This window comes from Novosphingobium aeonii (assembly GCF_052279045.1).
GTDB lineage: Bacteria > Pseudomonadota > Alphaproteobacteria > Sphingomonadales > Sphingomonadaceae > Novosphingobium.
Genome location: NZ_CP176832.1, coordinates 1,925,184 through 1,937,004, shown reverse-complemented (window position 1 = coordinate 1,937,004; position 11,821 = coordinate 1,925,184). Strand labels below are relative to the sequence as shown.

The window sequence follows — 11,821 nt, the reverse complement described above, 5'->3', positions numbered from 1 at the left end:
GATCCCTCAGCCTTCGGCTTTCATCGCCGCAGCCATGGCTTCGTGAAAAGCCTTTACTGCCGCCACTTCGTCTCCGTTCCAGACCGCGCCCGAAACCGCGAGGAAGTCAGCGCCTGCCTTCACCAGCGGCCCGCAGTTCTCCGGCGTGATCCCGCCGATCGCCACACAGGGAATTTCGAAGATTCCCTGCCACCATTCGAGCAGATCGAGCCCAGCAGTATGCTTCACCTGCTTGGTAGTGGTCGGGAAGAATGCTCCGAACGCCACGTAATCCGCGCCTTCTTCGCCAGCATCCATCGCGAGGTGGCGGCTGTCATGGCAGGTCACGCCGATCTGCGCATCGCGGCCAAGCGCATTGCGCGCCTCTTCCACTGTCCCGTCTTCCTGACCGATATGCACGCCGTCGGCTCCAAGCCGCTTGGCGAGGCTGATCGAATCGTTGACGATGAAGGCGACCTCCCGCTCTGCGCAAATCTTCTGCAGGGGCTCTGCAAGACGCGCAGCCTCGTGCTGGTCCACGTCCTTGACCCGGAACTGGAACGCCGCGACAGGCGCGGCATCGAGTGCGCGGGCAAGCCGTTCGGGGAACGTGCCGCCCACGTCCAGCGGCGAGATCAGGTAAAGCTGTGTCGGTTCGCGTTCGATGTCTTCCATATGCGCGCACCTAGCCTTTCATGGGGCCGAGGAAAAGAGTTCCTCTTCAAAGCGCGCGTCGTCGCGTTCGCGGTTCACCCTACCCAGCGCTCCTGCCGCGAACAGGAGGATAGTCAACCTCATCACCGCGTGCAGGGCGTCGGCCGCAGTATCGGTATTCCAGCCCGGCGCGGTCGAAGCCAGGTACATCGCCTTGGCAGCCGCGACGCTGACGCCCCCGGCCATGATCGCCACCAGAACCCGCGAGGGCCGCCAGAGGAGAAGTAACGGCAGCAGGAAACCGGCGAGAACATCGACCAGCATGGCCGCAGGCAGCGCATCCGCCTCCATCAGGAGCCAGGCCGTTTCGCCCAGGAGCAGCGCCATTGCCCGTCGCAACATGGGATCGTATCGGGGACGCAGCCACGCGATCAGCAAGGTCGCCACCAACGCACAAAAGATGGGCGGCACCACCAGCCTGATAACGGCAGGCGGCAACAGGGATGGTGCGACGAACACCACCACTATGCAAGCGAGCCAGATCTTGATCGGCCCGTTGATAGCAGACCAATATTGGGAGAATTTCATTGCCGTCCCGTCTATCGGCATAAACACTAACGCTCCCGCGCCTCCGCGAAAAGCGCATTCGTTCGGGAGAGGTTCAGCCCGCGCCGCTAGTCTCGCCTGCGGCAAATTATGAACCGGACATCCGTTCACGCCAAGGGGAGGAACATGAAACGACCCGCCCGGACACTCGCCCTTGTGCTGCTCCTGGCGGCCACCGGGATCGCCGGATGCCGCATCATTCCGGAGGGTTCGGCGCCGCCATCCGTTACGCCCGCGCCAGCTTCGCCTTATGCACCCCCTGCCGAAAGCCCGGATCAACCGCCCTTCTATACGCCGCAGGACACGGCGCCGGGTGACCTTGTCCCGAGTGGGCCTGCCCCAAGCGGCCCGTCATCCCCCTCTCCGGAACCCTCACCTCCACCGGCTTCCTATAGCGGCCCTCCGCTTGCCTATACACGTATCGGCGAGACGATTCATGTCGATGGGCCCAGGGTGACGCCGCTGGCCTTGCTGGAAGACAGTCGCTGCGCGGTAGGCACCCAGTGCGTCTGGGCCGGCCGTCTGCGCGTTCGTGTTCGCATCGATCTCGGCTCCGGTCCTCGCGAAGTGGAGATGACCCTTGGTCAGCCGATCCAGATCGCGGATGGACAACTGGAGCTTCTCGACGCGCTCCCCGCCCCTGTTGCCGGAACCCGGCCAGCGCCCTTCGCCTACCAGTTCGGGTTCCGTTTCATGGGCGGACTTTGAGAGAAGAACGCGTCAACGAGAAAGGGCGGCACCTTTCGGCACCGCCCTTCCCTTCAAGCGAAATCCGCGACGGGATCAGGCAGCCGCCGCTGCGTCCACCTTCTGGGTCGAGCCCTTGAAGATCTCGTCGATGGCATCGGCCAGCGCAGCATCGAACTCTGCATCGCTCATCTGCGAGCGCAGGTCTTCAAGCAGCGCACGGCTGAAGCTGGCGATGATGCCCTTGTTCTTCGCCAGTTCGGCGCAGGCTTCGGGACGCTTGTAGCCACCCGACAGGGCAACGACGCGCAGCACCTTGGGGTGCGAGACGAGCGGATCGAAAGTACCCGGAACGATCGGCAGCGAGAGCTTGAGCATGACGCGCACGCCATCCGGCAACGCATCGAGGTTCTTGAGAATCTCGGCAAGGAGCAGCGTGTCACACTCGGCGCGGGTCTCGCTCTTGATGTTCACTTCGGGCTCGATGATCGGCATCATGCCGTGCGAGAGCACCTGCTGACCGATCTCGAACTGCTGCTTCACTACGGCAGCGATACCCTCGGCATTGGCCGACTGGATCACCGAACGTTCCTTGGTGCCGTAGACGCCCAGTGCCTTTGAACGCGCGAGCAGCGCGTCCAGCGTCGGCATCGGCTTCATCAGCTGCACGCCGTTGGCTTCGTCTTCAAGGCCCTTGTCGATCTTGATGAAAGGCACCACGCCCTTGGCGATCAGGGCCTGCGGAGTGGGCACGCCGGTGACTTCACCATCCATGGTCCGCTCGAAAAGGATCGCGCCGATCACCTTGTCTCCGGTGAATGCAGGCGAAGCGATGATGCGCGCGCGCATCTGGTGGATCAGGCCGAACATCTCTTCCTCGGAAGACCATGCGCCTTCCTCGATGCCGTATCCCGCAAGGGCCTTCGGGGTTGAACCGCCGCTCTGGTCGAGCGCGGCGATAAAACCGTTCCCGCCGGCCATTTTGGCCGTCATCTCTGAAAATTCCATGGTTTCTCCTCCTAAGTTGTATCAGCAACCTGAAACGGGCTTATTCTCCGGAGCTCCGTTTCGCAACTGCGGCAAAAGGCTATCCATCGGCCGGATGATCCGTTCCAACGAAGACGCGCGCTTGCCGCCGCCGGCGCAATATATCGGACAGCAGAGTGCGTGCCGGCACGTCGATCCAGCGAACGCAGAACCAGGCGACGGCCAGGCAGGCACCGAGAAACACGAAGGCCATCAGCACTTCGTTGTAGTGCAGATCATCCTTGAAATAGCGCATCGGCTCGATCAACGCCCAGTGCACGGCATAGAGCGCGAAGGATACCTCTCCCACGAACCAGGCCGCAGGTGCCAGCTTTCGCGAGGGTTCCACGCGCGATCCGAACCAGACAAGCAGCGGTGAGACCAGCAGCGTGCAGGCCAGATCGTAATGGGTTACGGCGATCCACCGGGGGTCGGCCAGCAGCATGACCGCAATCGCGGCGAGGCAGGCGATGCCCCCCAAAGTCGCCGGGCGGTGTGCAGGTTGGCGCAGCCGGGCGATGAGCATACCGGCACAGAACGAGTAGAGCGTCCGCGCCAGTGCTACCGACCATTCGCTCCAGATCGCGCCGATATTGCCCGAGCCGTTCTCAAGAACCGCCGGGGCGAACCACCATGCCGAGGCCAGACAGACGACCAGCAGCAGAAGCCGCGGAAGGCGGAAGAGCACGACGATCATCACCAGATTGGCGATGAGCTCATAGAACAGTGACCATGCCGGGACATTGAGCGGAAACAGCGTGCCTGTCAGCGGCGATGGCAGCATCAGAGCGTTCAACGCCGTGCTGATGGCGATCGTCGGCAGGCTAAGCGAGGTATCGCCGCCGGTATGATGCCGCACGAGGCCGACCGTGGTCGTCAGCAGCACACCGACGAGGAACAGCGGATAGAGACGCACGAGGCGCTTCGCCATGAAAGCGCCGGTACCCATGCCGCCCTGCCAACGAGACAGGTAGCTCGTGCAGAGCACGAAGCCGGACAGTGCGAAGAAGAAATCCACCGCAACATACCCGTGCGGCGCCTGGGAAATGTTGAAATGAAACAGCGCGACGGCAAGCGCGGCGATCCCGCGCATGCCGTCAAGCGTTACATATCTGCCGTGCCAGGGCAGTTGCCGTTCGGGACGAGCGGCAGGCATCGATCTGTTCATGCTTGCCGCCCCTCCCCCAGCAGATCGGCGGCTCAGGCCGAAAGTGCGGCCACGCCGGGAAGTTCCTTGCCTTCCATCCATTCGAGGAAGGCACCGCCTGCCGTCGAAATGTACGAAAAATCGTCCGCCACGCCTGCGTGATGCAGTGCCGCGACAGTATCGCCGCCGCCCGCGACCGAAACCAGCGAACCTTCGCGGGTCAGCGCAGCCGCAGTTCTGGCCAGAGCCACGGTAGCGGCATCGAACGGAACCGTCTCGAATGCGCCGAGCGGGCCGTTCCATACGAGCGTGCGGCAGGTCTTGAGCACGTCCCCCAGCGCCTCCACCGCGAGCGGGCCAACGTCGAGAATCATCTCGTCAGCAGCCACTTCGTGGACATTGCAGGTGCGCAGGCTGGGCGGATTGGCGGCGAATTCCTTCGAGACCACCACTTCGTAAGGCAGATGGACAGTGCAGCCCGACTTGTCGGCCACGTCGAGGATCTCGGTCGCAGTGCCGGTCAGGTCATGTTCGCAAAGCGACTTGCCCACGTCCACGCCCTTGGCGGCGAGGAAGGTATTGGCCATGCCGCCACCGATGATCAGGTGATCGACCTGCGTGACGAGGTGCTTGAGCACGTCGAGCTTCGAGGAAACCTTGGCGCCGCCGACCACGGCCGCAACCGGCTTTTCCGGGCTGCCCAGCGCCTTGTCGAGCGCTTCCAGTTCGGCCTGCATCGAGCGGCCCGCATAGGCAGGAAGGACGTGGGCAAGGCCCTCCGTCGTCGCATGGGCGCGGTGCGCTGCGGAAAAGGCATCGTTCACGTAGAAGTCCGCGTTCTCGGCAATCGCCTTGACGAGTTCAGGGTCGTTCTTCTCCTCGCCCTTCCAGAAACGGGTATTCTCGAGAATGGCAATGTCGCCGGCGCGCAGGATGCCGACGGTCTGCTTGACCACGTCACCGGCGATCTCGGGGACGAACATCACTTCCTTGCCGAGCACCTTCTCGACCGCGCCGACCACCATCGACAGCGACATGCTGGGCACGCGGTCGCCCTTGGGGCGGCCGAAGTGAGCGAGCAGGAGAACCTTGGCGCCCTTTTCGGCAAGTTCCAGCACTGTCGGCACAGCGGCGCGAATGCGGGTATCATCGGTGACGACGCCGTCGTTCATCGGCAGGTTGAGGTCGACGCGCACGAGCGCAACTTTCCCCGTCACGTCACCAAGGTCATCAAGGGTCTTGAAAGCGCTCATTGCTCGATCCTTATCTCGACGGCGGCGATAGCGCCGTCCTGCGGGCCCGCGCCGGGCCCGCCGCTCGAAGGCACGGCGTACAGGTCCGCGCCGGTTCAGTTTCCCGGTTCAGGACCGGGAGCATTCCTCGATGTTCCGGCCCGCGAGACGGGCTCCGGACGCACCGCGCCGCGAAAGTCCGGTATGGACTCCCGCGGCGACAGTCGGGCGACGGACCGCCGTTTCACCGGCGCATACAGGCTCCTCCTCCCGCACGCTGCCGACGAGACGGCCCGTCTCCATCAGGTCCTCAGAGCAGGCCCGCCATCACGCCGGCCGTGTCGACCATGCGGTTGGAGAAGCCCCACTCGTTATCGTACCACGACAGGACGCGGACCAGCTTGCCTTCGAGAACCGAAGTCTCAAGGCTGTCGATGGTCGACGAATGCGCATCGTGGTTGAAGTCGATCGAAACCAGCGGTTCCTCGGTGTAACCAAGCACGCCCTTGAGCTCGCCCTCGGCCGCTTCCTTGAGCAGCGCGTTGACTTCCTCGGTGGTCGTGTCGCGCTTCGGCACGAAGGTCAGGTCGACGACCGAGACGTTCGGGGTCGGCACGCGGATCGACGAACCGTCGAGCTTGCCCTTGAGGTCCGGAAGAACGAGGCCCACGGCAACGGCAGCGCCGGTGCTGGTCGGGATCATGTTCATCGCGGCGGCGCGGGCGCGGCGCGGGTCGCTGTGGATCTGGTCGAGGATCTTCTGGTCGTTGGTGTACGAGTGGATCGTGGTCATCAGACCGCGCTCGATACCGATCTTCTCATGCAGAACCTTGGCGAAAGGTGCCAGGCAGTTGGTGGTGCACGATGCGTTCGAGACGACGACGTGCTCGGCGGTCAGTTCCTTGTGGTTCACGCCGTAAACGACGGTGAGGTCCACGCCCTTGGCGGGGGCCGAAACCAGAACGCGCTTAGCGCCGGCGTCGATGTGCTTGGAGGCCGCTTCCTTGTTGGTGAAGAAACCGGTGCATTCCAGGACGATCTCGATGCCCTGCGCGGCGTGCGGCAGGTTGGCCGGATCGCGCTCGGCAGTGACGTGGATACGCTTGCCGTTTACGATCAGGTCAGTGCCGTCGACTTCCACAGTGCCTTCGAAAGTACCGTGGACGCTGTCACGCTTGAACAGGAGGGCATTGGCCTTGGCGTCGGCAAGGTCGTTGATCGAAACCAGTTCGAGGTCGTGGTCCGTGCGCTCGAGAATGGCGCGCGCGACGTTGCGCCCGATACGTCCGAAACCGTTGATCGCAACCTTGGTCGCCATGTGCAATTCTCCTGTTTACACGCTGAGTTTATTGAGAATCTTCGGAACGATCGCATCGACGGTGAAGCCGAAGCGAGCGAAGAGGTCCTTGGCCGGAGCCGAGGCGCCGAAGCGGTCCAGACCGATATTCAGGCCGCCGTTGCGGCTCTGCGCGGTATAGCGCTCCCAGCCCATGGTGACGCCGGCCTCGATCGAGACCTTCAGGATCGACGGATCGTTCGGCAGAACCTCGTGCTGGTAGGCTTCGTCCTGAGCGGCGAAGAGCTCCATGCACGGCATCGAGACCACGTCGGCGCCGATTCCCTGCGATTCCAGCTCGGCCTTCACCTTCACCGCCAGTTCGACTTCCGAACCGGTGGCGATGAGGATGACCTTGCGGTCGCCCTCGGCATGGCGGAGCGTGTAGGCGCCGCGTGCCGAGAGCATGTCGCCCGTCTTGCGCAACTGCGGCAGGTTCTGGCGGGTAAGCGCCAGCACCGAAGGGGTGTCCTGCGATTCCAGCGCGATATTCCAGCATTCCGCCGTCTCGATGACGTCCGCGGGACGGAACACGTAAAGGTTCGGGATCATGCGCATGGACATCACATGCTCGACCGGCTGGTGGGTCGGGCCGTCTTCGCCAAGGCCGATCGAATCGTGGGTCAGCACGTAGATCGCGCGGGTCTGCTGCAGCGCCGAGAGGCGGATCGCATTGCGGCAGTAGTCCGAGAAGATCAGGAAGGTGCCGCCATAGGGGATCACGCCGCCATGCAGCGCCATGCCGTTCAAGGCCGCGGCCATGCCGAATTCACGGATGCCATAGTAGACGTAGCGGCCGCCGTAGTTGTCCGGCGTGAACGGTTCCTGGCACTTGGCCTTGGTGTTGTTCGAACCGGTAAGGTCGGCAGAACCGCCGATCATCTCGGGGATCGCCGGGGCCAGCACATTCAGCCAGTTTTCCGAAGCCTTGCGGGTGGCCACGGTGGAATCGCCTTCCAGCCATTCGGCCAGCTTGGCACGGATCGCGTCGGTCTCCGGCAGTTCGCCGGCCATGCGGCGTGTGAACTCGTCAGCCTTGTCGGAAGCGGCAAGGCGGCCGAACCAGTCGGCATGAGCCGTGGCACCGGCCTGACCCAGCGAGCGCCAGTCGGCCAGGATTTCCGCCGGAACCTCGAAGGGAGCCGAGGTCCAGCCCAGGTATTCGCGGGCAGCGGCCACTTCGGCCTCGCCCAGCGCAGCGCCGTGAACGTCGTGGCCGCCCTGCTTGTTGGGGGCCCCCTTGCCGATCACGGTCTTGCAGGCGACCAGCGTAGGCTTGTCCGAAGCGGCAGCCTCGGCCAGCGCGCGCTCAATGTCGGCGAAGTCATGACCGTCGCACTCGAACACGTCCCAGCCCGAAGCGCGGTAGCGCGCCGGGATGTCTTCGCTGGTCGACAGCGAGGTGTCGCCGTCGATGGTGATCTTGTTGTCGTCCCACAGCACCTTCAGGCGGCCCAGCTTGAGCGTGCCGGCAAGACCGATGGCTTCGTGGTTGATGCCTTCCATGAGGCAGCCGTCACCGGCGATGACCCAGGTCTTGTGATCGACCAGATCGTCGCCGAAGGTGGCGTTGAGCTGACGCTCCGCCATCGCCATGCCGACCGCCATGGCCAGACCCTGGCCGAGCGGGCCGGTGGTGCATTCGACGCCTTCGATCAGGAAGTTTTCCGGGTGACCGGCGCAGACCGAGCCCAGCTGACGGAAGCCACGGATGTCGTCCATCGTCGGGCTGGCATAGCCGGTCAGGTGGAGCAGCGAGTAGATCAGCATCGATCCGTGACCGGCCGACAGCACGAAGCGGTCGCGGTCGGCCCACTTGGGCGCGGCGGGATCGAACTTGAGGAACTTGGCGAAAAGGACGGTCGCGACATCGGCCATGCCCATGGGCATGCCGGGGTGGCCACTGTTGGCCGCCTGGACCGCGTCCATCGACAGCGCGCGGATGGCATTGGCCATCGGCGCGAGACGGTCAGCAGCAAGGGTCATCGTGAGGCTCCGGAAACGGAAAATGGGACGATTCGAACTTGCCGACCCCCTTTAGGGCGAGGCCGTCTCCCGTCAAGTTCGCCTAACGTCCATTTAGGCCTCCCGTACATGGGGGCTTGTACATATGTGTGCCAATCACATGGTGGCACAATCGCCTCGGTTGATCGAAAGGATTGTGAACAAGGGCCGCCAATTGATTGCGTTTTGGCTTTTTCACTGTAGCCACTCGCCCATGAACGAAGCGACCAGCAAGGCGACGAACGAAGCAGCGGCCCAGACGGCGATCGATCGGATCGAAGCCGCACTTTCGCGGCTGGAACGTGTGGTATCGCAAACCCGCGCCCTGCAGGACCGTCATGGCAGGCTTCGCGGCACCGTGGAGGAAGCGCTCGGCGAGATCGACGCGCTCCTCGCGCAGCGCCGGTCCTGATAGCAGCCATGGCAAACATCACCCTTACGATCGGCGGGCGCGAATTCATGCTCGCCTGCGCAGACGGCGAGGAAGCTCACGTCACGAAGCTTGCGGCGATGATCGACGAGAAGCTCGGTCATGCCGGCGTCGTGGGACAGACCGAACCCCGCATGCTGCTGTTTGCCTCACTGATGCTGGCAGACGAACTGCACGAACTTCGCCAACGCCCCCCGGTCCAGGCACCCCCTCCCCCGGCTCCCGCCGAGCCCGCGTTTCCGCCCGCCTTCGCGGAAAAACTCGCAAAGATTGCCGATCATGTCGAAAATCTCGCGCAGCGCCTTGAGGATGGCTCGCCGAACGCCTAACTAAGGGGGGACGGGATCTGCCCGGCACGTGCCGTTCGAACATCCCTGAGGCTATAAGCAATCCATTGGGGGCTGTCCCTGCCCGGACCGTGGTCCGACGCATATGGTCCCCACCTGACGTCGAGGCGTCAGAGGATTTCTAGGAAACGACCCATGGTGGACCCGTCACCCACTTCATCAGCATAGAGGACATCGCCCATCCTCGACCTTCCGATGGGCACTGACCTCACCGGGGGCTCTTGTTGTTCCCGCAGCCCCTGACGCGCCGGCATTCATTGCCGGATTTCCGACATGCCGCGAGAGACCTTCGGTGGTATTGTTGCGGCCCGATAATCCAGAAATGGGACTCACGGTGGATTCGTCGCCTCCTCTCTCCCCTACGAGCAAGAAAATCGCGCTGCGCAAATCGCACCGGGCTGCCCGCGCGGAGCATGTCGCCTCGCTGCCCCAGGGCATGCGCGCGCTCGTGCTGAACCGCCCGCCCGCACCGGTCGCGGAAATGATACCGGAGGGGCTGACCATCGGCCTCTACGCACCGGTTGGCGATGAGGCACCGGCCTTCGGCTGGGCGCGGTGGCTTTCCGAACATGGGCGGAATATCGCACTCCCCTGGTTCGCCGCCCGCGAAAGCGCGATGGAATTTCGCGAATGGGCAAACCCCTTTGACGAGGAACAACTCACCCTGGGGCCCTGGGGGGCACTGCAGCCGCTCGCCAGCGCCAAGGCCGTGGTTCCGGCCATCCTCGTAGTGCCCCTGCTCGCCTTCACGGCGCAGGGTCATCGGCTCGGCCAGGGCGGCGGCCATTATGATCGCTGGCTCGATGCCAATCCCGACGTTCCCGCCATCGGCCTTGCATGGGACTGCCAACTGGCCGAAACCCTACCGGTGGAAGCGCACGACCGGATACTGGATGCCGTGGTAACGCCGACGCGGATCTACGAAGGGGAAATCTGACCTTGCGCGAAACACCGACCTGGCGGATCCCGTTCGGCGTATTGGGGCTGCTGCTTGTCCTGTGCGCCTACGGGCTGCTGATAGCACGCTACGTCGCCCCACTCATGTCGGATTGGCATGTCCTGCTCCAGACCCCCATCTACCTCTTCATGGGGGTAGTATGGATCATGCCCTTGCGGCGATTCCTGATCTGGATGGAGACAGGGCGCTGGGGATGATTCCCCGGCGCTTTCATTTTTTCCGCATATCGCAGGCAAAAGAAAAGGCCGGGATTTCTCCCGGCCTTTTTCATGATATTGCTTTCCTCTTCCAGTCAAGGAAGTGGCGCGAGTGACGGGGCTCGAACCCGCGACCTCCGGCGTGACAGGCCGGCACTCTAACCAACTGAGCTACACCCGCGCAGCAATATATGTGAGGTTTTCAGACTACCTCAAGTCGCTGGATTACCAGCATTTTCCCCTGCCTGTCACAGACAGGGAATTCCCAAGTGGCGCGAGTGACGGGGCTCGAACCCGCGACCTCCGGCGTGACAGGCCGGCACTCTAACCAACTGAGCTACACCCGCGTTCTTGCGGTTGCGTCCGCTTGGGAGGCCGCCCTCTATGTCAGCACCGGGTGGCTGTCAACGCACTATTCCAGCCCAAGAGAGATTTTTACGACCACGCCGCGACTAGCCTGTGGACAGTTTTGCCGATGGCACGATTCAGTCGATGTTTTTGCGATTTTCACCTCTCGAAAACACCTCACGGGTGGGCCGGCCGAAGGAAAACACGCGAAAAAAATTTTGAAACCAGGGCCGATCCACCGCCCTGCCGCGTCCCGCGCAAGACGTCAGGCGTTCCTGCGGGGCTTCTCGTACTTCCAGTTGCGTGTCTTTCCCTCGGCGATCCACTCGGACGCCTGTACCATGCGCTTGTCCCGCGTGGCGGCAGTCTTCGCTTCGGTGATCCATTCAAGATAGTCGCGGCGCTGGGAGGATGTGAACCGGCCGAAGGCATCCTGCGCCTCAGGCGTTGCGGCCAGCAGGGCCGCAAAATCATCCGGCATCGGTATTTCGGGACGAGGCTTGCGTGTGCCGTCGATCCGGAGTGCGGTACCCTTCTCCAGCACCCGGTCCAGAGCCGCCTGAAGATTCGCGGTCAGCACGGCTTCGTCCGGCAGGTCGGCGATCCCTGTGATTCGCCCGAACTGGCCCATGGCGTCGCCTTGCCGGCCATCGCCATGAATCACGAACGTGCAATGCGCCTTGAACGCCGCCATCCCGGCCACGTTCTTCCCGCTCACCGTGAAGTGCGGCATTCCCCACTTGATCGCCTCCTCCGCCCCGGGAAGCGCGCGGTGGGCCAACGCCCGCAGATGTTCGAGGATAGGGCGGGCAAAGTCCGCGGCTCCCTCGATATAGTCATCGACGCGCGGATCCCTGCCCATTCCCTTTC

13 protein-coding genes and 2 tRNA genes are annotated in these 11,821 nt (G+C 63.4%); 5 read left to right on the top strand and 10 right to left on the bottom strand.

All coding sequences use genetic code 11. The features are described from left to right. Positions 1 to 6 precede the first annotated feature (6 nt). Positions 7 to 654: a thiamine phosphate synthase gene (thiE, locus tag ACLIMP_RS09480; protein ID WP_324694640.1), complete on the bottom strand. Its 648-nt coding sequence runs from the start codon at positions 652 to 654 to the stop codon at positions 7 to 9. Between the two features lie 18 nt (positions 655 to 672). After that, positions 673 to 1,221: a hypothetical protein gene (locus tag ACLIMP_RS09475; protein ID WP_324694638.1), complete on the bottom strand. Its 549-nt coding sequence runs from the start codon at positions 1,219 to 1,221 to the stop codon at positions 673 to 675. Between the two features lie 144 nt (positions 1,222 to 1,365). On the opposite strand from ACLIMP_RS09475, the gene ACLIMP_RS09470 reads away from it, so the two are divergent. Continuing rightward, complete coding sequence (locus ACLIMP_RS09470) at positions 1,366 to 1,947, top strand: hypothetical protein (RefSeq protein ID WP_324694636.1); 582 nt, start codon at positions 1,366 to 1,368, stop codon at positions 1,945 to 1,947. A gap of 75 nt (positions 1,948 to 2,022) precedes the next feature. On the opposite strand, the gene ACLIMP_RS09465 is transcribed toward ACLIMP_RS09470, so the two are convergent. From ACLIMP_RS09465 to tkt, 5 genes are all read right to left on the bottom strand, one after another. Next, the gene (locus ACLIMP_RS09465; protein ID WP_054441424.1) at positions 2,023 to 2,934 is read right to left on the bottom strand and encodes a fructose bisphosphate aldolase; all 912 of its coding nucleotides are present in this window, start codon (positions 2,932 to 2,934) and stop codon (positions 2,023 to 2,025) included. 79 nt (positions 2,935 to 3,013) lie between these two features. After that, the gene (locus tag ACLIMP_RS09460) at positions 3,014 to 4,120 is read right to left on the bottom strand and encodes an acyltransferase family protein (RefSeq protein ID WP_054441422.1); all 1,107 of its coding nucleotides are present in this window, start codon (positions 4,118 to 4,120) and stop codon (positions 3,014 to 3,016) included. Positions 4,121 to 4,152: 32 nt separating this feature from the next. Further along, a complete protein-coding gene (locus tag ACLIMP_RS09455; RefSeq protein ID WP_324694633.1) occupies positions 4,153 to 5,352 on the bottom strand; it encodes a phosphoglycerate kinase in 1,200 nt (399 codons plus the stop codon). A gap of 289 nt (positions 5,353 to 5,641) precedes the next feature. Next, complete coding sequence (gene gap / locus ACLIMP_RS09450; protein ID WP_324694631.1) at positions 5,642 to 6,649, bottom strand: type I glyceraldehyde-3-phosphate dehydrogenase; 1,008 nt, start codon at positions 6,647 to 6,649, stop codon at positions 5,642 to 5,644. Between the two features lie 15 nt (positions 6,650 to 6,664). Next, a complete protein-coding gene (gene tkt / locus ACLIMP_RS09445) occupies positions 6,665 to 8,653 on the bottom strand; it encodes a transketolase (RefSeq protein ID WP_054441415.1) in 1,989 nt (662 codons plus the stop codon). 232 nt (positions 8,654 to 8,885) lie between these two features. Here tkt and ACLIMP_RS09440 point away from each other — a divergent pair, with 232 nt between their 5' ends. The 4 genes from ACLIMP_RS09440 (at position 8,886) to ACLIMP_RS09425 (ending at position 10,603) form a co-directional block, all read left to right on the top strand. Then, positions 8,886 to 9,083: a hypothetical protein gene (locus ACLIMP_RS09440; RefSeq protein WP_324694628.1), complete on the top strand. Its 198-nt coding sequence runs from the start codon at positions 8,886 to 8,888 to the stop codon at positions 9,081 to 9,083. Positions 9,084 to 9,091: 8 nt separating this feature from the next. Next, the gene (locus tag ACLIMP_RS09435) at positions 9,092 to 9,430 is read left to right on the top strand and encodes a cell division protein ZapA (RefSeq protein ID WP_324694626.1); all 339 of its coding nucleotides are present in this window, start codon (positions 9,092 to 9,094) and stop codon (positions 9,428 to 9,430) included. A 352-nt stretch (positions 9,431 to 9,782) separates the two neighbouring features. After that, positions 9,783 to 10,385 (top strand): 5-formyltetrahydrofolate cyclo-ligase, encoded by a 603-nt coding sequence (locus tag ACLIMP_RS09430; protein ID WP_231635661.1) that lies wholly within the window; start codon positions 9,783 to 9,785, stop codon positions 10,383 to 10,385. Between the two features lie 2 nt (positions 10,386 to 10,387). Continuing rightward, positions 10,388 to 10,603, top strand: coding sequence for a DUF2842 domain-containing protein (locus tag ACLIMP_RS09425; protein WP_054435920.1), 216 nt, complete (start codon positions 10,388 to 10,390; stop codon positions 10,601 to 10,603). A 104-nt stretch (positions 10,604 to 10,707) separates the two neighbouring features. On the opposite strand, the gene ACLIMP_RS09420 is transcribed toward ACLIMP_RS09425, so the two are convergent. The 3 genes from ACLIMP_RS09420 to ACLIMP_RS09410 all read right to left on the bottom strand — a co-directional run bounded on the left by ACLIMP_RS09420 (position 10,708) and on the right by ACLIMP_RS09410 (position 11,813). After that, positions 10,708 to 10,784 (bottom strand) — tRNA-Asp (locus ACLIMP_RS09420). An 89-nt stretch (positions 10,785 to 10,873) separates the two neighbouring features. Beyond that, a tRNA-Asp gene (locus ACLIMP_RS09415) sits at positions 10,874 to 10,950 on the bottom strand. 266 nt (positions 10,951 to 11,216) lie between these two features. Further along, entirely contained in the window at positions 11,217 to 11,813 is a 597-nt protein-coding gene (locus ACLIMP_RS09410) for a YdeI/OmpD-associated family protein (protein ID WP_324694535.1), read from the bottom strand. Positions 11,814 to 11,821: the final 8 nt, after the last annotated feature.

Bases quoted from the DNA above. Each gene is read 5' to 3' on its own strand.
- ACLIMP_RS09465 (WP_054441424.1), bottom strand. From the start codon at position 2,934: ATGGAATTTTCAGAGATGACGGCCAAAATGGCCGGCGGGAACGGTTTT.
- ACLIMP_RS09460 (WP_054441422.1), bottom strand. From the start codon at position 4,120: ATGAACAGATCGATGCCTGCCGCTCGTCCCGAACGGCAACTGCCCTGG.
- thiE (WP_324694640.1), bottom strand. From the start codon at position 654: ATGGAAGACATCGAACGCGAACCGACACAGCTTTACCTGATCTCGCCG.
- ACLIMP_RS09410 (WP_324694535.1), bottom strand. From the start codon at position 11,813: ATGGGCAGGGATCCGCGCGTCGATGACTATATCGAGGGAGCCGCGGAC.
- ACLIMP_RS09435 (WP_324694626.1), top strand. From the start codon at position 9,092: ATGGCAAACATCACCCTTACGATCGGCGGGCGCGAATTCATGCTCGCC.
- tkt (WP_054441415.1), bottom strand. From the start codon at position 8,653: ATGACCCTTGCTGCTGACCGTCTCGCGCCGATGGCCAATGCCATCCGC.
- ACLIMP_RS09475 (WP_324694638.1), bottom strand. From the start codon at position 1,221: ATGAAATTCTCCCAATATTGGTCTGCTATCAACGGGCCGATCAAGATC.
- ACLIMP_RS09455 (WP_324694633.1), bottom strand. From the start codon at position 5,352: ATGAGCGCTTTCAAGACCCTTGATGACCTTGGTGACGTGACGGGGAAA.
- ACLIMP_RS09470 (WP_324694636.1), top strand. From the start codon at position 1,366: ATGAAACGACCCGCCCGGACACTCGCCCTTGTGCTGCTCCTGGCGGCC.
- ACLIMP_RS09440 (WP_324694628.1), top strand. From the start codon at position 8,886: ATGAACGAAGCGACCAGCAAGGCGACGAACGAAGCAGCGGCCCAGACG.
- gap (WP_324694631.1), bottom strand. From the start codon at position 6,649: ATGGCGACCAAGGTTGCGATCAACGGTTTCGGACGTATCGGGCGCAAC.